Annotated in this window: 18 protein-coding genes and 6 pseudogenes; 12 read left to right on the top strand and 12 right to left on the bottom strand. The window is 58.8% G+C overall.

Annotation, left to right across the window (positions count from 1 at the left end):
• The first annotated feature begins 130 nt into the window (after positions 1-130).
• From ACJYUO_RS09150 to ACJYUO_RS09140, 3 genes are all read left to right on the top strand, one after another.
• Positions 131-1,192 (top strand): phosphotransferase family protein, encoded by a 1,062-nt coding sequence (locus ACJYUO_RS09150; protein WP_494345067.1) that lies wholly within the window; start codon positions 131-133, stop codon positions 1,190-1,192.
• Positions 1,193-1,437: 245 nt separating this feature from the next.
• A complete protein-coding gene (locus ACJYUO_RS09145) occupies positions 1,438-3,390 on the top strand; it encodes a 3-hydroxyacyl-CoA dehydrogenase/enoyl-CoA hydratase family protein (RefSeq protein WP_494345066.1) in 1,953 nt (650 codons plus the stop codon).
• Between the two features lies 1 nt (position 3,391).
• On the top strand, positions 3,392-3,847 hold the full coding sequence (locus ACJYUO_RS09140) for a PaaI family thioesterase (RefSeq protein WP_494345065.1): 456 nt from the start codon (positions 3,392-3,394) through the stop codon (positions 3,845-3,847).
• 27 nt (positions 3,848-3,874) lie between these two features.
• Here the strand turns inward: ACJYUO_RS09140 and ACJYUO_RS09135 are convergent, their stop codons facing one another.
• The 3 genes from ACJYUO_RS09135 to ACJYUO_RS09125 all read right to left on the bottom strand — a co-directional run bounded on the left by ACJYUO_RS09135 (position 3,875) and on the right by ACJYUO_RS09125 (position 9,940).
• Positions 3,875-4,399 (bottom strand): Lrp/AsnC family transcriptional regulator, encoded by a 525-nt coding sequence (locus ACJYUO_RS09135; RefSeq protein WP_494345064.1) that lies wholly within the window; start codon positions 4,397-4,399, stop codon positions 3,875-3,877.
• 30 nt (positions 4,400-4,429) lie between these two features.
• Positions 4,430-5,284: an alpha/beta fold hydrolase gene (locus ACJYUO_RS09130; protein WP_494345063.1), complete on the bottom strand. Its 855-nt coding sequence runs from the start codon at positions 5,282-5,284 to the stop codon at positions 4,430-4,432.
• A gap of 189 nt (positions 5,285-5,473) precedes the next feature.
• On the bottom strand, positions 5,474-9,940 hold the full coding sequence (locus ACJYUO_RS09125) for an ATP-dependent helicase (RefSeq protein WP_494345062.1): 4,467 nt from the start codon (positions 9,938-9,940) through the stop codon (positions 5,474-5,476).
• Between the two features lie 161 nt (positions 9,941-10,101).
• On the opposite strand from ACJYUO_RS09125, the gene ACJYUO_RS09120 reads away from it, so the two are divergent.
• The gene (locus tag ACJYUO_RS09120; RefSeq protein WP_494345061.1) at positions 10,102-11,409 is read left to right on the top strand and encodes a zinc metalloprotease; all 1,308 of its coding nucleotides are present in this window, start codon (positions 10,102-10,104) and stop codon (positions 11,407-11,409) included.
• A 233-nt stretch (positions 11,410-11,642) separates the two neighbouring features.
• Here the strand turns inward: ACJYUO_RS09120 and ACJYUO_RS09115 are convergent, their stop codons facing one another.
• The gene (locus ACJYUO_RS09115; RefSeq protein WP_494345060.1) at positions 11,643-11,900 is read right to left on the bottom strand and encodes a HalOD1 output domain-containing protein; all 258 of its coding nucleotides are present in this window, start codon (positions 11,898-11,900) and stop codon (positions 11,643-11,645) included.
• A gap of 91 nt (positions 11,901-11,991) precedes the next feature.
• Positions 11,992-13,308: an RNA-guided endonuclease InsQ/TnpB family protein gene (locus ACJYUO_RS09110; RefSeq protein ID WP_494345059.1), complete on the bottom strand. Its 1,317-nt coding sequence runs from the start codon at positions 13,306-13,308 to the stop codon at positions 11,992-11,994.
• 566 nt (positions 13,309-13,874) lie between these two features.
• On the opposite strand from ACJYUO_RS09110, the gene ACJYUO_RS09105 reads away from it, so the two are divergent.
• Positions 13,875-14,030 (top strand): hypothetical protein, encoded by a 156-nt coding sequence (locus ACJYUO_RS09105; protein ID WP_494345058.1) that lies wholly within the window; start codon positions 13,875-13,877, stop codon positions 14,028-14,030.
• Between the two features lie 182 nt (positions 14,031-14,212).
• Here the strand turns inward: ACJYUO_RS09105 and ACJYUO_RS09100 are convergent.
• Both ACJYUO_RS09100 and ACJYUO_RS09095 read right to left on the bottom strand, forming a co-directional pair.
• A pseudogene (locus ACJYUO_RS09100) lies at positions 14,213-14,332 on the bottom strand (tyrosine-type recombinase/integrase); the annotation flags it as partial.
• Between the two features lie 21 nt (positions 14,333-14,353).
• Positions 14,354-14,695: pseudogene (locus ACJYUO_RS09095) on the bottom strand (AAA family ATPase); the annotation flags it as partial.
• 153 nt (positions 14,696-14,848) lie between these two features.
• On the opposite strand from ACJYUO_RS09095, the gene ACJYUO_RS09090 reads away from it, so the two are divergent.
• The 4 genes from ACJYUO_RS09090 (at position 14,849) to ACJYUO_RS09075 (ending at position 19,165) form a co-directional block, all read left to right on the top strand.
• A complete protein-coding gene (locus ACJYUO_RS09090; protein WP_494345057.1) occupies positions 14,849-15,787 on the top strand; it encodes an archaellin/type IV pilin N-terminal domain-containing protein in 939 nt (312 codons plus the stop codon).
• 61 nt (positions 15,788-15,848) lie between these two features.
• Positions 15,849-16,358 carry a hypothetical protein gene (locus ACJYUO_RS09085; protein ID WP_494345056.1) on the top strand — a complete coding sequence of 170 codons (510 nt, stop codon included), beginning with the start codon at positions 15,849-15,851 and terminating at the stop codon, positions 16,356-16,358.
• Positions 16,355-18,262: a hypothetical protein gene (locus ACJYUO_RS09080; RefSeq protein ID WP_494345055.1), complete on the top strand. Its 1,908-nt coding sequence runs from the start codon at positions 16,355-16,357 to the stop codon at positions 18,260-18,262. Before ACJYUO_RS09085 ends, ACJYUO_RS09080 begins: the two co-directional genes overlap by 4 nt.
• 507 nt (positions 18,263-18,769) lie before the next feature.
• Complete coding sequence (locus ACJYUO_RS09075; protein ID WP_494345054.1) at positions 18,770-19,165, top strand: type IV pilin domain-containing protein; 396 nt, start codon at positions 18,770-18,772, stop codon at positions 19,163-19,165.
• A 363-nt stretch (positions 19,166-19,528) separates the two neighbouring features.
• Here the strand turns inward: ACJYUO_RS09075 and ACJYUO_RS09070 are convergent, their stop codons facing one another.
• Entirely contained in the window at positions 19,529-19,714 is a 186-nt protein-coding gene (locus tag ACJYUO_RS09070) for a DUF8053 family protein (RefSeq protein ID WP_494345053.1), read from the bottom strand.
• 120 nt (positions 19,715-19,834) lie between these two features.
• On the opposite strand from ACJYUO_RS09070, the pseudogene ACJYUO_RS09065 reads away from it, so the two are divergent.
• The 3 pseudogenes from ACJYUO_RS09065 to ACJYUO_RS09055 all read left to right on the top strand — a co-directional run.
• Positions 19,835-20,110: pseudogene (locus ACJYUO_RS09065) on the top strand (DUF8023 family protein); the annotation flags it as partial.
• Positions 20,099-20,443 (top strand): annotated as a pseudogene (locus ACJYUO_RS09060) (hypothetical protein); the annotation flags it as partial. The pseudogenes ACJYUO_RS09065 and ACJYUO_RS09060, both read left to right, overlap by 12 nt.
• A pseudogene (locus tag ACJYUO_RS09055) lies at positions 20,440-20,637 on the top strand (PD-(D/E)XK family putative nuclease); the annotation flags it as partial. The pseudogenes ACJYUO_RS09060 and ACJYUO_RS09055, both read left to right, overlap by 4 nt.
• A 31-nt stretch (positions 20,638-20,668) precedes the next feature.
• Here the strand turns inward: ACJYUO_RS09055 and ACJYUO_RS09050 are convergent.
• The 4 genes and pseudogenes from ACJYUO_RS09050 to ACJYUO_RS09035 form a co-directional block, all read right to left on the bottom strand.
• Positions 20,669-21,196 (bottom strand): hypothetical protein, encoded by a 528-nt coding sequence (locus ACJYUO_RS09050; RefSeq protein ID WP_494345052.1) that lies wholly within the window; start codon positions 21,194-21,196, stop codon positions 20,669-20,671.
• Between the two features lie 110 nt (positions 21,197-21,306).
• Positions 21,307-21,561: a DUF7692 domain-containing protein gene (locus ACJYUO_RS09045; RefSeq protein ID WP_494345051.1), complete on the bottom strand. Its 255-nt coding sequence runs from the start codon at positions 21,559-21,561 to the stop codon at positions 21,307-21,309.
• A gap of 499 nt (positions 21,562-22,060) precedes the next feature.
• Positions 22,061-22,488, bottom strand: a pseudogene (locus tag ACJYUO_RS09040) (integrase core domain-containing protein).
• A gap of 145 nt (positions 22,489-22,633) precedes the next feature.
• A protein-coding gene (locus ACJYUO_RS09035; protein WP_494345385.1) for an IS630 family transposase occupies positions 22,634-23,751 on the bottom strand; the annotation gives its coding sequence in 2 pieces (ribosomal slippage) (positions 22,634-23,331 and positions 23,331-23,751; 1,119 coding nt in all).
• Positions 23,752-23,901 lie beyond the last annotated feature (150 nt).

Here is a 23,901-nt window from a genome sequence, read left to right as displayed (position 1 = left end):
TTAGATGAACATTGTAAAATATGGACGACAGCGTAACTATTTTCGTTAGGCAGCCAGTTATGCTACCGTATACCATGTCGATCGAGAGCCGAAATCTAACGGCAGCCACCACACCGGTATGGAGAGTCCCATGAGCGAGAACTACTACGAACGCCTCGTCGACGAGGACGCACTGGTCGCATATCTCGAAGCGAACCTCGGTGAGGCCGATGACTACGATATCGCCCGTCATCAGGAGGGCCACTCGAACGAGACCCTGTTCGTCACGTGGGGGGATCGCGAACTCGTGATCCGGCGACCGCCGCCGGGCGAAACCGCCGACACGGCCCACGACGTGCTCCGCGAGTACCGGGTGACCAACGCCGTCGCCGACACGGACGTGCCGGTTCCGGAGCCGTTGCTCGCCTGCGAGGACCACGACGTCATCGGCAGCGACTTCTACGTGATGGAACGGCTCGAGGGCGACGTGCTCCGGGAGGGCGAACCCGAGCGGTTCGCCGCACCCGAGCACCGCCGTCGGATCGGCGAGGAACTCGTCGATACGCTGGCGAAAATCCACGACCTCGAGTACGAGGAGATCGGTCTCGGCGAGTTCGGCCGCCCCGAGGGGTACACCCAACGACAGGTCGACCGCTGGGGGAAACAGCTCTCGTGGGCCTTCGAAGTCACCGAGGACGAACGCGAGGTGCCCGACCTCCACGAGGTCGGCGACTGGCTCCGCGACAACGTGCCCGAAGAGCACCCCCACACGCTCGTCCACGGCGACTACAAGCTCGACAACGTGATGTTCGCCCCCGGAACGCCGCCGGAACTGGTCGGCGTCTTCGACTGGGAGATGGCCACGCTCGGCGACCCGCGGGCGGATCTGGGCTGGATGCTCTCCTATTGGCGCGACGCGAAAGACCCCGAGCCGTCGATTCCCGAACTGACGACCCGCTTTATGGAACGAGAGGGGTACTCGAGTCGGGTCGAACTGGTCGAGCGGTGGGAGGACCGAACCGGCTACGCGTTCGAACACGAACGGTTCTACCGAACGCTCGCCGTCTACAAGCTGGCGGGCCTCGGCGAGATGTTCTTCCGGCGCTATCTCGAGGGCAACAGCGACGATCCGATGTATCCGAAGATGGAAGATCGCGTGCCGGCGCTTGCCGCTCGAGCGAAGCGGATCATCGAGGGCGACGAGCCGCTCTAAGAGCCCCATTCGGTTTGTGGAGCTCTGAGCGCCGCGGTCGAGTCTGAACTGACGCGGTATCGTTGCCGGCGGTCAGCGACAGTCGGCTGCGAGAACCGTAGCGCTGCCGAATAAACGGCTACAAACATTACAACAGTTTCAGCAGCCGGCCGTCGGTATACGGATTGTGAGCGGCTCGAAGCAACTCTTAACAATGGTAAAGCGGTGTCGGTGGAATTAAGACATTTCCTCCCGATGGGACGACCATGTCACTGGACAGCATCGACCGCGTTGCGGTTCTGGGCGCGGGGAATATGGGACATGGGATCACCGAAGTAACCGCCATGGGCGGCTACGATGTCACGATGCGGGACATCAAATCGGAGTTCGTCGAGGACGGCTACGACTCCATCGAGTGGAGCCTGCAGAAACTCGAGGAAAAGGACCTGATCGACGAGTCCGCCGACGAAGTGCTCTCGCGGATCGACACGACGACGGATCTCGAGGAGGCCGTCGCCGACGCCGACCTCGTCATCGAGGCCGCACCCGAAGACCTCGACCTGAAACACGACATCTTCACCGATCTCGAGGAGTACACGAGCGAGGACACGCTGCTCGCGACGAACACCTCGAGCCTGCCGATTTCGGACATCGCGGAGGCCGTCGACACGCCCGAGCGCGTGCTCGGTCTGCACTTTTTCAACCCGCCGGTGAAAATGGATCTCGTCGAGGTCATCTACGGGGAAGACACCAGCGACGAGGCCGCCGAGGCCGGCTACGAGTGGGTCAAATCGGTCGGTAAGACGCCGATCTACGTCCGCAAGGACGTCCGCGGATTCGTCGTCAACACGATCGTCGGTCCCTTCGGCGGCGAACCCGCGTTCATGGTCTCGAACGGCGAGGCGACGATCCGCGAGGCCGACGCGACGATGGCCCACGAGCGGGGCTACCCGATGGGACCGTTCGAACTCGCCGACCTCACCGGGATCGACGTCGGGTACCACGTCCGCAAGGAGGGCGACAGCCCAATCCCGCCGATCACGGCGGAGAAAGTCGAGGCCGAAGAGCTCGGCCAGAAGACCGGCAAGGGCTTCTACGACTACGAGGACGGCGACGGCGCGGACTACGAGCCCGAGGACGCGGACGACTTCGACTGGCTCCGCGTCGAGGCCCGCATGATCAACCGCGCGGCCTTCCTCGTCGGTGAGGACGTCGCGACCCCCGAGGAGGTCGACACCGGGGTCCAGCTCGGGCTGGGCTTCCCCGAGGGAATCTGCCGCCGCGCCGACAAGATCGGCCTCGACACGGTCCTCGAGAAACTCGAGGAGCTGTACGAGGAGACCGGTGCCGACCGGTTCGAACCCCACTCGTACCTCGAGGAACTCGTCGCGGAGGGCAAGACCGGCGAGGACGCCGGTGCCGGCTTCTACGACTACGGCGACGCCGAACTCGGTCCCTACCACGACCTGAACTACGAGCTCGAGGACGGCCTCCTCGAAATCGAACTCGACCGGCCGTCCCGGATGAACGCGCTCTCGAACGACCTGCTCGCCGAGATCGACGACCTGCTCACGTCGGTCGACACCGACGAGGTCCGGTGTGTCACCATCGAGGGCGCGGGCGACCGCGCGTTCAGCGCCGGCGCGGACATCTCCGGTTTCGGCGACACGGACCCGACCGACATGATGGACGTCACGCCGGCCTTCGAGACGGTCAACGACTTCCCGCGGCCCGTCCTCGCGAAGATCGATGGCTTCTGTCTCGGCGGCGGCCTCGAGCTCGCACTGGCCTGTGACCTGCGGATCGCCACCGAGCGTTCTACCTTCGGCGCGCCGGAGATCGGCCTCGGCCTGATCCCCGGCGGCGGCGGGACCCAGCGGCTCACCCGCATCCTCGGGGAGACCCGCGCGAAGGAACTGGTCTTCCGGGGCAACCACATCGACGCCGACCGCGCCGAAGATTGGGGCCTGATCAACCGCTCCGTCGAGCGCGACGCGTTCGACGACACCGTCGAGGAGTTCGTCGACGACCTGCACAGTGGCCCGCCGATCGGCCTGAAAGTCGCCAAGAAGGTCATGAACGAGGGCCAGGATGCCAGCCTCGACGCCGCACTCGCCATGGAGAGCCAGGGCTTCGGGCTCCTGATCAGCACCGACGACGTACTGGAAGGCACCGCGGCGTTCGCCGAGGACCGCGAGCCCGAGTTCGAGGGCGAGTGAGATGACCGACGGGCCGTCAGACACGCCGGGTTGGCCGGAGTGGGCGTCGTTCGTCGACCGCCACGGCTACCTGTCGTGGCTCGACCTCGAGGTCGACTCCCTCGAGGAGGGACGGGCGGTCCTCGTCGTCGAACGGAACGAGGACTTCGAGAACCCGATCGGCAGCGACGGCTACGATCCGGTCCACGGCGGGATCGTCGCGACGCTGGTCGACACCGCGAGCGCGTTCGCGCTGCGGAGCACGTTCGAGAACCCCAGCGAGGCCCACCTGACGACCACGGATCTCAACGTCTCGTACCTCCGCCCCGCGACCGGCGACCTGCGCGCCGAAGCCGAGGTGCTCCGCGCCGGCGGCTCGACCGGCGTCACGGACGTCACCGTCGAGGGAGCCGACGGCGAAGCCGCCGTCGGTCGCACGACCTACCGGCTGTTCCGCGACGGCATCGGCGATAGCTGACTGCGGGAAAATTGGAGCGGCGACGGGTTACCGCTCGTTGCGTTCCTTTCGTAAGTCCTCGTAGATCCGGGGATCGGTCTGGAACTTGAGGACGTTGTGGACTGCCGAGTTCCGGATGTTCGCGATGACGTTGCCGTACTCCGTGTAACACTCGTGGATCCACTGGGAGACTTCCTGCCGGTCGCGGAACATCATCACCGTCTTCCACTGGTACTCCCCGTCAGAGAGGAAGAAAAACAGGGTGTGTTTGTCCGCCTTGATGTGCTCCATCGCCTCGCGCCAGTTGTCGGCGAAGTTCTCCGCGTTGAACTTGAACTCGAACAGTGCGAAAATGTAGTACTCCTCGTTTGGGATGATCGCCTCGCGGAAGACACCCTCGTCGCGCATCCGCCTGATCGACTCGCTGACGGTGACATGGGAGACGTCGATGTCGTACTCCGCCTCGAGTACCTGTGTGAGTTCCCGCGAGGAGAGTTGCGGATCGTTCGAGAGTTCACAGAGAATCGCGATATCGCGGTCCTTGAAATCCCAGTTCGGTGGTTCGTCGCTCATGGTATCGTGACTGTCGTGGCTGACATATTGTTACACTTGCGCTCCTGTCAGGAATTCACGGAGCCGGTGGGCGTAGGCGTCCGCCTGGTCCTCGGGAACCCAGTGGTAGGCGTCCGACAGCGGTGCGAGTTCGGCGTCGGCGAGGTCCTTGGCGAGTCGCTCGGCGTACGCGTAGGGCTGCATGACGTCGTCTTCGCCCCACAGCAACAGCGTCTCGGCGGTGATCGCGCCGTAGTCGAGTTCGGTCGTGTGGTTCGTGTTCGTCGCGACGGCGTCCCGAACCAGCGACAGGTGGCCCTCGTCGGTCTGCCACGGCGCTTTCATCCCCGCGACGAACTCGGGGTCTGCCTCGCCGTAGGCCCCCTCGACGAACGCCGAGTCGAGTCGCGACTCGAGGTCTGCCCGCTCGAGGTCGGCGGTCGACGGAAGCCCCAACTCCGAAACGAACTCGACGGGCCACGAGTCATAACAGACGGCGTTCGAGAGGACGAGTTGCTCGACCCGTTCGGGGTTGTGGGCGGCAAAGCGTAGTGCGACGCCGCCGCCGATATCGTGGGCGACCAGCGCGATCTCCTCGATACCGAGGTCGTCGAGCAGGGCCTCGAGCATTTCTTCCTGTGCGCGAATCGAGCGGTCAAAGCCGTCGCCCATCGCGGAGTTGCCGTAGCCGACCAGATCGGGGGCGATGGTCCGCCGATCCTCGGCGACCGCCGGGACGATGTCGCGCCAGAGGAACGACCACGTCGGAATGCCGTGGAGGAAGACGACCGGCGGGGCCGCGCTCTCGTCGGGGCCGTCCTCGTGATAGGCGACCTCGAGGTCGTGGCCGTCGACCGAGACCGTCGTCGACGACTGCCGGTCGCTCCACGCGTCGTGGTCGACCATTCAGCTTCCCCCGTTCGCGGCGTCCTCCGAGCGGCGGAGAACGGCAGTGAGTCGACGATACCGTTGAACTCGGTCAGTCCGTGTGGGCTTCTCTCGCACAGTCATCGGTAACACACCACTGGTTCACCTTCCAAGATAAAGTCAGTTTGGGAGAGGGCTACCGATGTTAACCGCTACTGGCACCCGGAGCTACTCGTCTTCGGAACCCGCCGTCAGTCCCGCCAGCGACTCCTCGCCGATCTCCTCGAGGACGTGCTCGTGGAACGACTGCAAGGCAGCGCTCTCGTCCTCAGCGAGGACGACATCGCTTGCCGACAGCGTCGCGAGCCCGAACGCCCGCGGCGTCGGCGAATCGAGGAGTCGCCGGGAGACGGCGAGCTCGCCCGCGTCGATCGCGTCGACGATGTCTTCGATCTCGCTTACGTTCAGTTTGTCCTCGAGGATCTCGCGGTAGGTCTCCTCGATCACTGCAAAGTCCTCGAGATCCTCGGCGAAACCGAGCAGCATCTCGCTGGAAACCTGTTGTTCGGCCGCGGACTTCTCGTAGCCCTTGTAACGCTTGAGGATCATCAGGGCGCGCGTCGCGTTGATCCGGAAGTAGCGCTGGAGCAGGTCGGTTCCCGAGAGGGAGGCCCGGAGATCGCCGCGAACGTCCTCGGCCGCGAGGTCCGCGATGATCCCCTCGATGTCGACTTTCCGGTTCAGCGGCATCGAGAGGACGAAGCCGTTGTCCGCGACCGCAACGCGGACGTTGGCGGTCGCCTCCTGCGCACAGCGGTAGGCGAGCAGCCGCGAGAGCCCGTCGTTGACCTTGCGGCCGTACGTCGAGTGAACGTAGTAGTGGCGCCCGTACTCCTCGCGGTCCCGGACGACTTCGACCGCAAGCCGGTCGCTCGTGCTCACGCTTTCCGCGCCCGCGTACTGACACTGGTAGTCGAACAGTCGGGCGATCGCTCGCACGCTGTCGTCGTCAAGCGGGAACTCCCGGAGCCACGCGCGGACCCGCGGCGGCCCGCCGGCCGCGTAGCGCTCGAGGAGTTCGCCCTGAAATTCGAGGATCTCACAGCCCAGATCGTAGGACAGCGGGAGCCGTTCGGAGTACCACGAGGGGACCGTCGGTCGGGCGCTCGTGCGGTCGACGTAGACCTTCGACCCGCGCCGGTAGCGATACTCGAAGTGGTCGCCACCGAGGACGAAGACGTCGCCTTTCTCTAAGGTGTCGAGGTAAGACTCGTCGAGTTGGCCGACCCACTCGTCGCTTGCACGCGTCTTGACGTCGCAGGCGAACGAATCCGGAATCGTGCCGATGTTGGTCATGTAGATGACCCGCGCGAGGCGGCCGCGTTTCCCGATCAGCGGCTCGCCGACGGGGAACTCCTCGTGATGGTGTTGGCCGTCGGGCGGGTCGTTTTCGTCGCGCCAGACCTTTGCGTAGACGTTTTTCTCCTCCAAGCCGGCGTACTCGGCGGTGAGGTATCGCATGAGCGACTCGTACTCCGTTTCGGTGTAGTTCCGGTAGGGGTAGGCCCGACGGAGGATCCGCTTCAGTTCGGCTTCGGGTCTGATCTCCGCGATCGCCATCCCGTAGACGTGCTGGGCGGCCACGTCCTGTGCGTTCTCGGGGATCGACACCGAGTCGACGAACCCGTCTTCGGCCTTTTTGAGCATGACCGCACACTCGAGGAGTTCGTCCCGATCGAGCGCGATGACCCGGCCGGTCACCGTCTGGCCGACGCGATGGCCCGCGCGGCCGATCCGCTGGAGCAACGAAGCGACGGACTTCGGCGAGCCGACCTGCACGACGAGGTCGACGTGGGGCATGTCGATCCCCAACTCGAGGCTCGTCGAGGAGGTGACCACGTCGAGATCGCCGTCTTTCAGTCGCCCCTCGATGTCCTGTCTCACCTCCTTCGAGAGGCTGCCGTGGTGACAACCCGAGTTGTCCTCGTCGTAGGCGTCGAACTCTTCACGGAGGTTGTGGAGGACGCGTTCGGCCCCGGAGCGCGTGTTGGTAAAGACCAGCGTGTTCGTGTGCGCCTGAATGTGCTCGTGAAGCATCCGGTAGAACCGCTCTTGGACGACCTCGCGTGGCGTGTTGATCAGGTCGTCCGTGGGACACTCGAGTCGCATATCGAACTCGCGGGCGAAGCGCGCGTCGACGATCTCGTAGTCGCGGGGCTCGCCGGTTTCCTCGCACCCGACGAGGAACTCCGCGACTCGAGAGAGGGGCTCGATCGTCGCCGAACAGCCGATCCGTGTAATGTCCCCCTCGGCCATCGCCTCGAGTCGCTCGAGACTGACCGAGAGGTGGGTCCCCCGTTTGCCCGCCGCCAGCGAGTGGATCTCGTCGACGATGACGTACTCGACGGTGCGGAGTTTCTCGCGGAACTTCGGCGAATTGAGCAAGATCGCGAGGGTTTCGGGGGTCGTGTTGAGGATGTGGGGCGTCTCCTCGAGCATCTTCTGGCGGTCGCTCGAGGAGGTGTCGCCGTGACGGATCGCGTGGCGAATCTCGCCCATCGACTCCTCGCCGTCGCGTTCGGCGACGATCTCTTCGATCCCCTCGAGGGGGACCTCGAGATTGCGGTGAATGTCGTTCGCGAGGGATTTCAGCGGCGAAACGTAGAGACAGTACACCGAGTTCTCGAGGCCGTCTTCGGTGTCGCGATCACGCTTGTAGAGCTCGTTAATGATCGATGTGAAGGATGCGAGTGTATTATGAAGATACAATCCACCGCGCCCACCGACGAAGTTGTGCGTGTCCGGAACACTGAGATCGACGATCGTACCGTTGTAGGGGGACGTCTCGTTCGATTCTACGGTTACCCAAGCGATGTTTCGGCTGCGAATACTGTCGATCTTCGCTGTGAGTTCTCGTGTCGTTTCGTCAGACGGCAGCGACTGCAGTTTCGTAGACAGCGTGTCCAGTGCTTGTTCCGTAAGATATCCGCTTCGTCTGGCCACTTCGTAGATGTTGCCGAGCTCGGCATTGAATTCCCGATCGTTCTCGAAGTACTTCGATAGCGAACGAATGTCCCGATAGTCGAAGGCGTGCCGTCCGATGTGGTTTCCGGAACGCTGTCCGGTGGTGTGTGCTTCCAACTGGTCGACGTTCGGATGGACGATCGAACACGCTGACAGGAGCGTCGACAGGTTCTCGATTCCGCGAATTGTGAGCGAATGATACGTTCGCTCCGTTTGTTCGTCCGTATTCGTCGCGTACTTCTCCCGGCGACCGCGGGCCGGGAGAATTCCGAACGAGAGCAAGAGGTATGTCAACTGCTCTATTTTCAACTCGTTGGCCTGTACGAGACGAACCTCGTTGGATTGGACCTCCGCCTCTAACGACAGAAACGTCGAAAGGAACGACTGTTTGATCGGTTTGGACGCGTTCAACACCCAGTTCGGAAGCGACACGTCACGGCCCGGTCCGGGTTCAATATCCAGCAGTTCTGCAAAGAACACGGAAAACGCCGCGTCGGAAATAACGTAGTCGATTTCCGACTTTTGTTCGAATGCGATACCGAACTGATCCCACATCGTCTCCATTGCGCGTTCGAGAATCTCGGTCCGATTTTTCTGCGTAATCATCACAAACCGGTTCCGTTCGTACTCTCCGATGAGTCCCTCTCCGAGAACAAACGCAGCTAGTTCTGCGAGATCAGAGTCGAGCGTGGTTGGATAGCGAAATCGGGAAACGCGACCGTTGTCCGTTTTGACGAGTACCTCGCCGGGAGGAAGCCGCGTATACGCTTCTCGAAGTAACTCAAGAAATTCCTCGGAGCAGTACTCGCTCGTACCGTTTACGAGCTTTGAGACGGACGCGAGGCCGATGGACAGCCGATCCGCTACGTCTGCGTAGGTGAGGTCCGCGAGTGCGAGTGCGAGTCGCCGTTCGTACTCGTCGAACGCCGAAATGGGGACTTCTTCCTCGAGACGAGCGACGACCCGGTCTGACTCCGCCTCGGTCGCAACCAGCGGGAATTCCGATCGAAGCCGATCGAGCGCTGCACCCACGTTGAGCTCGATGTCACGCTCGGGAAGATCGATGTGCGTTGGAATTCCGATCCGGTCACCGTCTTCGATCTCACGTGCCGGTCGCCACTCGGGACCGGATGCCGTCTCGACGAGAAGCGGATGATCCGGTGTAACCTCGACCTCTCTTCCGTACGAAGTTTGAATCCGATGGATCGGTCCGTCGTAGGATTCCGAGTACACCATCGACTCACGGAGCGAGAGTTCGTCTTCGTCGAGCGAGTACGCTTCGATCGAACTCGTGTACAGTTCGCCGTCCTCGTCAACATCCGTAACTTTTCTGTGTCGGCGTTCGAGAAGGCCTTCCGCCCGAACAACTGTTGCATCTCCATCGTCTTGGACGACCATCGGCGTATCCGGCTTCACGCACTTTCCGCTCCCGGTCGGCGCACAGACCAAGGTGTTCGTCCCATCGTGGATCTTCGGGATAGCCCCCTGCTGTGGCGGCGTAAAGAAGCCGTCGTTCTCGGGAACGAACTCGCCGAATTCCTCGAGCCACCACTCCTGTACCGCGGGCTCGAGCAACTCGAACACGTCGCCGTCCTCGATCGCGGCGTCGGCCGGGTCGAACGGAAGAGTATCGTCGGAAACCGGCAACTCGAGGCGCTCGTTCCCGTCCATTACCGTCGTCTCGGGGACCGGCGTGTAAGAGGGTTTGGACAGCGTGGTGAAAGTGAAACTGGCGGGAAGGGATCGAAGTCGATGCGGGCACCGGGATAGGATTGGTCCGCTCCGTCACGAAGCCACAATACAGATAGTTCCTCGTTTCTGACATTCAGGAAATGGTATCGTTGCGGTCCAGTGCAGGTCTCGCTCTCGTCCTCGTCGTCGGACTCGGTACCGTCGGATTCGTCGGGGGGACGACGGTCGTCGATCCCGATGCCGACGGGGTCGCGCCGGTGACCGAGATCCGCGAGGGGACCGCGGTCTTCGACGCCGACACCGACGGTGATGGCCTCGAGGACGGGGCGGAACGGCGATACGGGACCGACCCCACCGTCGCCGATACCGATGGCGACGAACTCGACGACGGCACGGAGGTGTACGAGATCGGGACGGACCCCCTCGAGGCAGATAGCGACGGCGATGGCCTCGCAGACGGCGCGGAGGTCCGCGAGTACGGCACCGATCCGACCGAAGCGGATACTGATGGCGACGGACTCGCGGACGGCGACGAAGTGCGCGAGTACGACACCGATCCGCTCGCGGCGGATTCGGACGGCGACGACCTGTCCGATTTCAACGAACTCGAGGAGTACGGAACTCAGCCCACGAACGCCGATACGGACGGGGACAGCCTCGAGGACGGCCCGGAAGTGCTCGAGTACGAGACCGACCCTACCGTCACCGACACGGACGACGACGGGCTGGCCGATAGCGCGGAGGTCCGCGAGTACGGCACCGACCCGACCGAGGCGGATACGGACGGCGACGGGCTAACCGACGGTGCAGAGGTTAATAAACCGGACATCTTCCCCGACGCCGACCCGCTCAGAACGGACATCTACGTCGAGGTCGACACCATGGAGCGGACCGACCTCGAGCGCCGCGAGGCCGAACGGATCGCCAGCGAGTTCGAGGACGCCCCGCTCGAGAACCCCGACGGCTCGACCGGTGCGGACCTTCACGTGACACTCGACGAAACGATTCCGTGGGAGTCGGAGACCGACGTCGGCGACCTCAACCAGATCCGGGCACAGCATTTCGACCAAGAGGGGCTGGGCTATCACTATCTGGTTATCGTCGACGATGTCGCCGGCGATACGAGCGAGGGGAACGTCATCGGCAAAGCCGGCCTCGGGACGATGATGGTCGAATCACAGTCGGGTCGCGACCAAACGGGATCGACCGCGATGCACGAACTGGGTCACTCGCTCGGCCTCTCGAACACCGATTTCGAGGGGATTGACACCGACGAGTACCGCTTCAGCAGCTACTCGAGCGTGATGAACTACAACGCGCCGCGTGACTATTACGGCTTCTCCGCGAGCGACGGCAACAACGACTTCGACGACTGGGGATACCTCGACGACCACATGTTTACACCAGCAACGTCGTTCGTCGGGTCGGACGGCTATAGTAGCCACTGAAACGATTTACACACTGATCGCGACGCAGTCGTGCGATTAGGTGTGCACTGACTGTCAGTGACTACTATAACTCGAGGCTCGTGACTGAATACCGCCATCGAGAAACTCGTCACCCCGTTTCGGTGGGCCACCGAAACGCGAGTCGACTGCAACGGAGTGGCGCTGCGATCGCTCGAGCGTCGTTCCGATCTGAGACGATCGGCGCTGTCCGCTCCGGTCGGCCGGGACTGTCATCATTCGGCGACCGTCGAACTCCCGCCGTCTCTGGACGCGTCCGTCACCTCGACCTGTCCCGAATCGTCGACAGACACGCGCTTCCCGCGGTATGTAAACTCGATCGAGACACTCGAGTCGGCGGCCGACCGAAACAACGAATCGAGCGCATCCGTATCGATCACCTCGTGTAACGGCGGCTCTAATTCGACCGGATCGATATTCTCGTATGCCGCGACCCCCTCTACAACCCTGATACTGGTCGGCACTTCTCTCATGATATCTCTTCCGGCAATGAGGATGCAATTGACATCCTCCTCCGCGTGAACGCGGAGGAATCCCACGGCACCGCACCGCTGGATTGGGATATTAAGGTTTGCAGTCTACCACTTGAGCCTGCGGTTGGAATCCGCTGGACAAGTCATGAAGGTAGACTCCGGGCTGTGCCAACCAGCCGCTACTCCTATCCTCGTCCAAACTGGGCGAAGACTCGGAGTTACTTTGATTGATGTCGAGACGGATGTTCTCCGCCCCATTCACGTCAGCGTTGAACGCCGCATCACACGTCTTGCACACGTACAAGCCACGCTCAACACGCTGATTATCGTCTTCTCTACCGCAGACACAACACGTCTTGCTCGTGTCGCGCTCTGAAACCTCTACGACTTCGATACCCTCGGCCTTTGCCTTGTATTCGAGGATGTTGGTGAAACGGTCGAACGCCCACCCATGCAGGTCGAGGTTGCCATGACGACCCCAGTTCTTTGACTCGCCGTTCTCGTCCTCACGAACACCAGCGAGTTTCCCGATGTTGATTCGACCCACTTCTTGCTCGACACATCGTTCAACGATGTGTTTGGCTAAGGAGTGGAAGAAGTGGGTTCGACGCTCTGACCACTTCGCGTGCAATCGAGTTGCTTCTTGGCCGCCTGCATCGTCACACTTGGCGATTTCTTTCGGGAAGTAGTACCCGTCCTGTTTCAGGCGGTTGCCGGGGTACAGGTCGGCGTCCTCGGTACTGTACGCGACGGCGGCGAAGTTGCAGATACCGAGGTCAACACCTGCCGTCTCATCACCGGGGGCGTCGGGTGTCTCCACTTCGTGCTTACACACTAAGTGCAGTTCCCAGCGCCCTTTCGCCTTGTCGTAGACAGCCCTGACTTGTTGCAGGTTCTCGACGGTAACTCCGGGGCGCGTTTCGTATTCGACAAGGATGTATTCCCATGCTCGGGGGTGTTCCTTGTGATTCGCTCCTTTAGAGAGGCGCACTCGCCCGTTGTTGGTGTCGTGACGAATGCCTTTCTGCTTCCACGTCACCGTGCTGCGCGGGTGTTCTTCGTGGACACGGCGGCCTTCTGAGTCGTAGTAATTTTTCTTGCGGTAGCCGGGCGGATTCGCACGAGAATCGTTCTTGCGCTTTTGCTTCCACGAGTTGAAGGCTTCAGCGAGTTCCTCCAGAACGCGCTGACTGGACTGTGAGTGCAATCCTTTGTACTTGTTGTGAGTCTTCAACTCGCCCTTCAAGTCCGAATCGTCTGGAATCTCGCCCGTCTCATCCCACACTTGGCGGGAATGATAGTTTGCAACGTTCCAGAGCTTTGACGCACTCCACCCGTGCCGGTCGAGCGAGTCCTCTACCTGACTGTGGTTGAGGATTTTCGCTCGGTAGGTGCGGTGGATATGCATCGTGGAACACTTCCATAACAGGTTATGTGGCGTTCTGTTGTAAAAGTTCGGATTCGGGCGTGGAATATCCAGTCGGGCTATCGACGGTGGATTGTGGAGGAGTTGTCGGATTCATCCCGCGCCTAAAGGCGCGGGTATTCTCCGTGCCGTTTATAATTCCCTCGATACAGTATCGCCACGGTAGTCGTTTGGCAGGCAATTACAGCCACTGAGAGTTCATCGGTTAATCACATCGTTCGTTCCAGCGTGATCGTCTCCGCTCCGGACCCGATCCGATGAGACGGCTCATTGTGAACCGCCGTTCGTTCGATCAACGCCCGTACTGGATGAACGGTCAGCTATTTCAAGGCCCATTTTATTTGCACCGGATCGAGAAGAGGACGACTGCAGGTTATGCGACGGTGGTGTAGCGTAACACGCGCCCGTTCCACGGGTGTGCCGAAGGTGCAACTCCTTCCCGTCGCATTTCGTTCGAAGAGATGCTCTTTGCTCAGTACCCGTCAGTAGTGAGTAACAAGCGAGATTGCCAGCCAGAGACTTTTGCTTCTCAGACCACTGCGGGCGGTATGAGCACTCAACCCCCAGTTGAATGCCCCCTTTGTCACGAAGACCTTCCCGATGACCAGAATGTCGACGAACATCTGGTCGAAGATCATTCAAAGGAAGAACTGGCTGAATTCGTCGTCTCGGAACCAAATGCCTCGAGTGGAGACATCTCTTAAGCCTGATTAGGGACTGGACAGTCCCGGTGGTTGGGTAGCCAGTACCGTGTGAGGACATCCGGGGACGCTCGAATCTCCCGATCAACGGTCGCTCTGCTCTCACGCTTGCTGTGTCGAAAAAGTGGGACCGCCGAGGTGCCCAATAAATCCTTTAGGAGGCCTGTAACGCCTGATATCGGCATTCATTCGGAATTACCTTGGTCCAAGAACTCGCGACGAGGCTGCATCCGTCGAATCGGATCTGGATGGTCGTAATGCTCTCTGATCACCTCAGGCGTAGCGTTCACTCGCTCCGCGACGACGCGCTTGTCGCTCTCGCGGAGCCAATCGACGAACGCACTCGTCGGCGAGCCCAGCTTCTTGAGGTTCGCACCGAGACCCGCATCGCGCATCACGCCGTGGAGAACCTCGGCTTTCGACGAGCCGGAGATGCAGTTGTGATAGCCCCACCGAAAATCGAGCGTCTCTCGCTCGAGTTGGCGAACGACGAACCTCGCGAGAGTCGTCTTTCCCGTCCCGCTCGGACCGAAGACGAGCACGTTCTCACCGGTGTCCCCATCCGCGATGGGCCGGAGGGCATCGGCCAACTGCTCGATTTTCGCATCCCAGTGATGGAGGTCGCTCGGGATATGTGACGATCTAAGGGCTCGAGCATCTGTAATCATGAGATATAGTTATTGGATCATCTATTAATTACTGATGGGTGGTACCGATCATAAATTGGGACTAAAACCGCATACAGTGGACTATCATAGAGCGATTGTCTCTTGAGATTGGTAGTCAAAAAACATTAGTCACTGTGATTGAAAGAGGAGATAATGCGGTTACGTCGCTCTCAATCATCTGAACGGGCAGTTTCACCTGTTATTGGAACCGTGTTGCTTATCGGAATGTTTGTGGCTGTGATGACAGTTCTTGCAGCAGCAATTCTTAGTGTTGGTTTTCTCCAGCAGTCGCCAAGCGCAGAGATGGTCTTTCAAGAAGATGAATCAGTAGCCATCGTGCTGACCGATGTTCGGGGACTGTCCGCTGATAGCACTGAGATCCAGCTCAGAGGCGAAGGGGACTGTGGTCAATGGGATGGCAGTGGTCCCCTCAAGAAGGGTGACGTGACGATCGTCGAAAGGAGTGATTGTCCTGACCCACTTGAGGAAGGAGATGTGTTGCAGGTAGTGAGTCCGAAGGTATTGCTCGACACGTATGAGGTCCGTGGAAACAGGTATGACCGGTGCGACGCCCTCATCAACGGCAATGATCTCACCGTCACTGAAGATGATTCGCCTCTTAAATGCGATATTGTTGGTGAGGACGGTGGACGGGCCGATATTAAGGTGACTATTGAGAAGGATGCTAAACTCATCGGTACTGTCAAACTCAGTGACTCGTCAGAATCTGCTTTTGATATCGAACAAGAGGGGCAGTTCACTGGGAACCTCAATAGTGGTTCCATGCCAACAGTCAAAGATGAAGCGACGATTAACGGTGATATTGCACTTCCCGAAGAGCCGAACGGAGATACACTGACATTAAAACAAGATACAGAAATGGATGGCTCAATCAAAACAATTGATGAAGAAGTCCAGTTAGACAAAAACGTGATTGTAAGAGGAGATATTACAGTTGAAGGCAGCGGTATGGACCCCGGCGTTGATCTTGGGGAGAACGTCCTCGTTGATGGAGATATCGATGCGAACGGGCACTCAGTAGATGCACCAGAGTCCGCGAATGTTACGGGAACGATTACGCAGAACGAGTAAAAAAAGTTGGTGAGATCGTATCGCTATACTTATTATTCCGACTTCGAGATAGGATGTCAGTATGGTCGGACGCTGGCTTGTATCGCTTATTGTTATCAGTTTTATCACCATAACAGTGTTTGCTTCAGGTCCACTCGTGCCGGTGGACTTCACGACTGATGATAGTCTTTGTGGAGATGGTGCACTTTCCAGTGAGGGGAACGCAGCGATCCAGTCGGCATCGGTTCCTAAGTCGGCAACTCTCACGCAATCTGAGTTCGGGGCGGAAGTCTGGAAACTCGACGTTCCTGACGCGACAGTGGGGGTAACCGATGTCCAAGAGTGTGTGAGGGTTACCTATGAGATCAGTATCAGTGAACTTGGTATCACCTCGCTTTCTACGGTGACGGTAAGCGAGGAATCGCCCGAAAAGTTCGACGTTTCTATGTCGGAAACTACCCTCAGTCCGGACCGAGTCAGCGAGGAACAGTACGATGCAGAAGTACGCCTGACCTACCGCGGTATGGAGAACGAAACCACCGCCGAACGGACGCTAGCTAGCCGAAATATCACGGTGGAGGTGGCAGCGTGAGCTATCGATCACGGTATTATGCTGTTCTCGATAAGCACACGGAACGAGCGACTGCCATCGCACACCGCCTCGGACGACTGGTGTTCGGGGACTACGGTGGCGTCTTTATCTTTCTCCTCACGTGTAGCGCGGCGATGGTCCTCTGGCGAACGACATTCTCGATCAACGACAACCTGACCGTCGCCAACGGACTAGTCGCGCTGAGCGATGGACACCTCCACGTCACCACGCCGGCGTATGGGGAGACGCTCAGGAGTCCGGGAATGGCCGATTACAATGGCAAAGCGTTTCCGCGGAACTTCGCACACATCGTCTTCGCGCTTCCGATTCTCTGGGTACTGGACGGGATCGCTGCGGTCGCCGACGTTCGCGTCGCTCTTGCCGCACTCTGGAGCCTCTCGGTGTTTGCCACCATCAGCGTCGGCGGACGGCTAGTGAATCGTCACAGAGCAGCCCACCTCGTCGGGGGCGGTATCGCGCTTAGTAGTTTCGTCATCAATGTAGCCGGTGCGACGTCGTTTCCACTCACTCACCTCGCGTATCCCGCGCTCCAACTCGCGACGATACTCGCTGCCGCCGGATGTGCACTCGTCGTCTATCGGCTTCTCTCACGCATCCACTTGTCCGATATCGGGCTTGCGGCTGGCATCGCTGTCGGGGTTGCATCACCGGCACTGCTCTGGGCAACGATCCCGAAACGGCACGTTCCCACTGCCCTGTTCGCGCTGCTAACGCTCTTCTTCCTCTACCGAAGCCGGGAGACCGCCCGAATCTCGACGTACCGGCGATACAGGGCCGTCGCCTATGTTCCGGTGGGCCTCACCGCGTGGTTACACGCATCCGAAGGACTCGTTCTGCTCGGGGCGATGGTCGTCGCCGATTTTGCTACTGCTCGAGAGAATAGCGTCCGTACACTTGCGACGGTTGCGATAGGATTGTTTGTCTCGCTGCTCCCGTTTTTCCTGACGAACTACCTGATATCCGGTGATCCGTTCACGCCGCCGCGGATGCTCGATCGCTACGGTGGCGACGCAGTTGGCAATCGCGTGACTGGAGACACATCTACTTCGAGTGGCAGTTCAGGAACTAGTACTGATAACGCTAGTGCCACGGATGACGGCAGTATCGTCGGTGGAATTATAGCGCCACTGCTCGGTACGCTCGACAGAGCGCTTCTCTTCACGGAATTTCTCGTTGACGGTCTTACTGCAGTCCGTCAGGAGCCGGCCCGACTGTACCGCACATTCGTTCGGAGCGGCTACTTCGGATTTTCGTCATCCGGTGCGACCGGCCTCGCTATCAACGTCGCCTTCTTGGAAGCGCTTCCGATCGCAGGCGCATTGATCGCCGCACCCGTTGTCGCATTCCGGACGGCGTTCAACAGTTTGGGTAACCGTTCGTCTCCGAACCTTCGATCCCGACCGGTCTTTGCCGCGGACATTTTCGTCCTGACCTATGCGATCCTGACCACGCTGTTGTACATCTATCGGCTTCCACTCCATGCGATGCTCACCGTTCGATACGTGTTCCCCTTGTTCCCGCTCGCTGTCTACGGTACCGCCCGCCTTCCGTGGGTGCGTGCGACCGTAACCGACCGGCCACTGTGGCTCGGATTTTCCTACACGGGAAGCATCTTCATTGGCGGTCAACTCGTCCTCGCTGCCGTCGTGATGAAAGGCTACACTGCCGACGAAACGATACAGGGGCTCGCTCTTCTCGGTCTCGCTATCATGGCTGGAACTGGAATCTGGAGCCTCAGTGCGGCGTTCAATTACACAAATACGCGCATCGGCGCTATTTTGTTAGGTCTCGGTAGCGGACTCGTCACCATTCTCATGGGCGTATTCACGTTTTCGTTTTTCGGCCCGACTGCCAAGTTCGTACTCCCGATGCTTCCGCTGTAGTTCGGGTGCTACTCAAGGCATTCACGATCCCACTCGAGACGCATCCGAAACGTTGACGATCTCGCCGATCCCGCGTCGGGGTTGTCGGAGTGGTCGGTTATCGTGCGACGGTACTGTTGACCGCGTCCCACACGTCGTCGTAATCCCCTCCGTCGTAGGTGCGCGCGAGTTCCCGTTCGTTCACGAGCACGTCGGAGTCGGACATGGTGTGTCGATCGGTTCGAGCCGTCAATTCCCTACTGTTTTGCAGACCAATTCGGAAATCGCAGGACAGCGGCCTTTCAAGGCACCGCTGTACGGTGGATAGCACCCACTGATTATCAGATCTGAAAGTCTTTCTTGAACGTTGAATTGTCACGATCCCATATTATTATATGGTATCAACGGACTCGGTGCTATTAGCATCGGTGACGACGGTGGCCGCGAGAAAGCGGGAACGGTGGGGTTGGTCCTTTCCCCCTGCACCTTCCGGTCCCACACGGGGTCGGATAAGCGTTCCTACCGTTCATGGACGATGCTGTGGTAAACATGGATTTGAAACAATACAGATCGAAGCTGATTGGAAACGAAGACGAACGGGCAGTGTCGCCGGTTATCGGCGTGATTCTCATGGTTGCAATTACTGTCATCCTCGCAGCCGTGATTGCGGCATTCGTCCTTGACATGGGCGGGAGTCAGCAGGCACCAGCAACAGCGGGAGTAAGTACTGAAGAAACTGGTAGCGGTGTGGATGTGACTATTCAATCAATCGGCGACAACACTGAAAAGGTAATCTGTAGTGATGGGTCCACAGAGACTGACGTTGGGTCCACTGTTGGTTCGTCGGTGGAATGTAGTTCTGGTGATAATGTTATCGCAGTCGGCGAGAGCGGTAACAGAAATATCATTCAGGAAGATATCTAACTCAGATACCGATCCTGAGCGATTTTATTTCTTGTACAGATCTTGAGTAGCACTTTCTAGATTTCGTACGGTTAATTCTATACCTATATTTTCGGTAAATTCCAGACAGAGCTCTATTAGTCATAATTTCAACAAAATTATGAATGAGAGTCGATACGTGTTGTTCACGGATGAGTAACTGGTTGGTTCTTTATTAATGGGATCGAGAATTCGTCGTGATCACAGTGGGTTCAGTCGCATCTGTCCGGATTCTATGCATCTCGCGAGCCTCTCGCCTACGGTAGGGCTATATCGACATCGTGGTTTGTGTATAGCGACGGACTCTACGTGGTGAGGTTCGAAGATTCGGTTCAGTGGCTTCGATCACGTGTCGATCCCTTCAACAAGTTCGAGCGACCACTCGCCGTCGTCGAGGTGACGGATATGCATGTGATAGTCGCCGTCGATCTCACCGTTTTCGTCAAGAAGGCCCTCGATACGCATATCGTCTTTCGGAAGCGTGATCCCAACCGAGTCGCGGTCTAACTTGCGAAGTTTGTTCAGCGCCATATCCGGCGGGCAACCCGCCCTTTCATAAAACTTGGTGACTCTCGGGAATCCCAAGGGATCACCGCCGGAACGTGCCGGTGTTCCGAGGTTTTTCGAAGAGAGGGGTTGCGGACCGAGCGTATGGCACTCAGCCTACCGCAGAAGTACGTTCCCGACACCGTGCGTCGGGAAGACGGTATCAACCTTACGGACAGTATCCTTGCCCCAATCTTCGTGCTCGCGTCGTTCGCGATCGGATCGGTCGGCACCCTGCAGTTTGGCGAGCCGCTGAATTTCGCACTGACCGACGCGCTGCACAGCGCCCACGGGACCGAGATCACCTACGCGTTCATCATTTCGATGGGGGTGCTGGTGATCGGGTGGCTCACGAACGAATCCACGCCAGAGGACTACACGGTCGGCGGCTTTCGCGAGTACCAGGACGGCAACCACGAGCGCGATCCCGACGAGGTGCTTCTGCACTTGGGGTTCGTTCGCGACGACCAGATCGATCGCCAGCTGTCGGTCCGGGCGATCCACCACGATCCCGACCGCTGGGACTCGAAGCCGGCAGCGGACTACCTCTCGGTGCAGAAGAATCGGGACATCCTCAAAGCCGAGGGCGGGCACACCGCCCGCCAAGCACTCGAGAACGGGGACACGGTGACGCTGAAACACTACATCGGCGACCCGAGCCCACAGGCCGACCTCGCCGGTATCAAGGCCGTCACGCGCCTACAGGAGATCGTGGGTATCACGAGAAACTCCGGCGGCACGACGGCTGGTACTGTTTCGTCGTCTACCGCCCACACGGGCGCTCGGGCTGTACGATGCTCCGCGATAAGATGGTTCGCTCGAGCGATCTCCCGCTGCTCCGCTGGCACGGTGGCGGCGATCACCGCGGGACTGAGCAGGCGAAAATCTCGATCGATTCCATTTTTTAGCAGAACGATGGAGGGATCCAGTGGCAGTGTACTATTGGTCAGCTGGTTCAGCGAGTTCTAAAACGAGATTCACGGTGACACTCTGTTCACCTGGATCGGTCACTTGGCTGGTGTAATCAAGTGAAAAGAGGTACTCGCCTTTGTCAAGCGTACGTGTGAGACTTGTCTTAGTAACTCCTGTTCGACTATATTCGGAAACGATGGAAACATCGCGGGCACCGGCCGCGTAGGCGTCATAGGCCTCCCGCTCAAAGACGAGACAATCAACCTCCGTGTCACCTTCGACTTCGATGTCGTAATGCAGTACCTCACCGCTCGCCTGTGGTGAGTTCGTGAGCGCGGTGGCTGAGAATTCACCGGGGCGAAGCGTGTAGGTGCCTTCCCTGGTAAAATCCCGGAACGCCCTACGAGAATCGTTTGGATACTGGTCGGCGTGATCAGATATCCCGTCGCCGTCTGTGTCTGACTCTGTTGTCGTTGACGAGGACTGGGGAGCACCTACACACCCACTCCCGATTCCCGCCAGTAAAACCACGAATGCCCGTCGAGACTGCGGCATATCTATGTGCAGGTAGACTCACGGTAAAAAGGTCTTCTTCTCTTGGATGTCAAATAGGAACGGCGACCTGAGTAGACGATCTATTGATACTACATCTCTTCTACGAAGAGTCAATCGGTGGTGACCCCAATTTCGGATTCAACCTCGAACGTCACTGCTCGCGTCGACAGTGTCTCGGCGATCTCCCGGCGCTGCTCGAGCGTGAGGTCATCGCGCTCGAGGACTTGGCGAGACGCCTGAACGAACTTCGGAACGTCGTCGCAGGCGCTCACCACTGCTTTGGTCTTGTTACAGTCGTAGAAGTCAGCTGCACGTTCGATCGCGTCTCGTCGGTATACGTAGTCGCCATCGGTCCTGATTCGCATACTCGTACACACGGCCCCCGAAATCCTATAGTAGCCACTGAAACGATTTACATACTGATCGCGACGGGGTCGTGCGATCAGGTGTGCAATGACTTTCAGTGGCTACTATAGTTTTTTCGGCTCACTGGACGGTCCATTTCGGTCCGAAAACGGCGGAATGTGTCGGCTATCCAGAGAAGAACAGCGGCGCAAGCGATGGATCAACTCACGATATGCACACGACGAGTCGCGACTCGTGTGCATATTCGGGAAACGGATTCTGTCGACGTGCAACCCCAGGGAGTCAGGAAGAAGGACCGCAATCTGATCTGCGTGCTAACTACCTTATATGCACTCTTCTACCCTGTGACTCAATCTCCATACACAAGATTATTATTTGAATGGAAATGTAAATAACGGTGAAAGAACCAGAGAAGAATAAAATACTCAGTATCAAATCATCACTAGGGAAGAGAAGATAAATGTAATAAAGAGACGCTAATAGGGTTGAGGTCACTGTCTAGTTCTGCACCTCCTCGATCGGCGTCTTTCCGTCGAGAGCTTGATGCGGTCTCTGGCGATTGTAGTAGTGCATGAATTGTTCAAACTATTCGCGTGCGTTCGACCGACTGCCCACCCACGAGTTGTGGAAGCGGTCGATCCGCATTTTGAGGGTGTGAAACCACTTTTCGATGAGGTTTCGCTCGGTGTAGTTGACCCGATCACTCAATCCTAACCGAGCAAGGGCAGTCCGATACCCGAACTGATCGACCGCTCCATGTGAGCGTTCAACGCCTAATTCAGCTAAAATCGTTGTTGTCTCTCGAAGAAACAACCTGTTTCGTGGAGGCGGACGGCGAACGCCCTGACGGGCGTCGTCGTCCGCTCGTTCTCCCAAGATTCTTCTAAATCCGCCGCATAGCTCTCGTTGAGCAGGTCTGCGAGCATCTTTGGACAAGAAACTCAACGACCTGCTCACTTCTCAAACTGACTCAACTAGTGTTGTTTCAGCCGTGAATAGATGCATCAAAACCAGCGGACGAGAGCAGTCCTGTACTTATCGATTGGATCTGGAAGCAACACTAGTGTTGCTTCAAGCGTCAGTTGAGACGGGATAGAGTCTGCGCAGTTTTACGCGAGCGTCATCGGTTGTGAACTGCCAGTCGATGGATGAGTCCGCCTCGTTCCGACTCTGTTCCCACGCAACGACCTCCGAACGGAGTGTCGCTGCGTCGGGGATTCGGCAGTCGAGACACTGAGACGCGAGTGCGCTGAGTTCGATTTCTGCCATATTGAGCCAACTTCCGTGCGGTGGAGTGAAGTGAAACTCTAGCTTCTCCAGCAATCGACGAGCCTCTGTCGGCGGGAGAAACTCATAGAACGCGTACTCGGTGTGGGTACTGAAGTTGTCGAGTACTATCCGGATGCGCTCTGCATCCGGGTAGTGCTCGTCGACAAGTTGGCGCATTTGCTCGACAAACTCGACTTTGGTTCGTTTCTTGGTCACATCGATGTGGCGCCAGCCGACCAGCGGTTCGCTGATCACGAAGATATTGCGCGTTCCGGCTCGTCTGTACGTGTAATCGGTCCGAGCGACCGCTCCCGGGCGGTCCGGGAGCGGGTCACGGACGTGGGTGAGGAGTTGTTTGTTGGTTTCGTCGAAGCAGACGACTGGCCGATCCTCATCGTATGGTTCGTGATAGAGGGCGAGAACATCTTCCATACGGCAGACGAACTTGGCGTTTTGCTCAGGAGGGATCACCCACTGAGTGGATCGGTGAGGCTGCAGTTCGTTTTTTTGAGAATCTGTCGAACAGTCTCGTGTGAGATCGACGTCGAGTCGATCTCATCGAGGGTGACAAGCGTGTCTGCGAGGAGGTGAAGTGTCCAGCGAGCACGTCCTTCGGGCGGTTCGCTGCACGCCAACGCAATCAAATGAGCCTCGGCGTTGCCGTCGAGTTTGCGTGAGTAGAGACGGTCAGGGTTCTTCCGTTCGATGGCGCCGAGTCGCTGTCGGCTGAATCGCTCACGCGTGCGCTGGACGGTGGCGCGGCCACAGTCCAGCGCGTCAGCGATTTTCGGATCACTCCATCCCTCATCGGACTTCAACAGGATACGTGCTCGGGTGAGTTTTTGCGCACTGTGGTTGCCAGCTGAAACCAGCGCTTCAAGCTCTGCACGCTCTGTCTCAGTCAATTCGACGAAATACAGCTTCCTACTTCATGAGGGGGTTCTAGAGGTCGTGCAGCGGCTTAACGCTATCAGATCACGCTTGAAGCAACACTAGACAGTGCCCCGAAACCGATAATTGGATTTTCGGCCGGCTCAGGGGTACGAGACGCTAAGAGTTGAACACTTAGA

The organism is Natrinema sp. CRL1, from assembly GCF_059162405.1.
This window is presented reverse-complemented; position numbering and strand designations above follow the sequence as displayed.